Origin of the sequence: Streptomyces sp. DH12, from assembly GCF_020873895.1 — a bacterium.
GTDB lineage: Bacteria > Actinomycetota > Actinomycetes > Streptomycetales > Streptomycetaceae > Streptomyces.
In genome coordinates this window covers 1-489 of the sequence record NZ_JAHWGT010000780.1, presented here as the reverse complement: position 1 = coordinate 489, position 489 = coordinate 1, and the positions used below count along the sequence as shown (strand labels likewise).

The window sequence follows — 489 nt, the reverse complement described above, 5'->3', positions numbered from 1 at the left end:
CACCGCCTCGCCCCGGGTCCGCGCCCCCAGCTTCCGCATCGCGGACCGCAGATACGCCTTGACCGTTTCGGCCGTCAGCCCCAGCCGGCCGGCCGCCGCCCCGTTCGTCGCCCCCGCCGCGACACAGGCCAGCACGTCCACCTCCCGGGGCGCGAGCCGCACCGCTCCGGACGGCGTCTCCCGCGGGGTGAGCAGGGCGCACGCGTCCAGCAGCTCCGCCCGCAGCGGCCGGGACGCGGCGCTCCCGGCCCCGGCGAGGACCCGGGCGAGCGCGGCGCGCACCGGCGGTGGTGCGGGGCGGTCCCGCAGCAGCCCGGTCACCAGGGGCAGGAGGAGCGCCCGGGCGGCGGGGCCGTGCTCCAGGCGGAGGTCGACGTACTCGGCGGCGTGCGTGCCGTCCTCGGGGTGGGCGTCGATGTATTCCCGTACGAGACCGGCGACGTGCAGCGCGAGCGCGGGCGTGTCGAGCCCGGCCAGCGCGCGCAGCAC

The 489-nt window shown here is 79.6% G+C and carries 1 protein-coding gene; it reads right to left on the bottom strand.

Features of this window, described 5'->3' with window-relative positions; genetic code table 11:
• A partial coding sequence (locus LPA54_RS37020; protein WP_228984862.1) for a helix-turn-helix transcriptional regulator occupies positions 1–489 on the bottom strand: 489 nt, incomplete at both ends.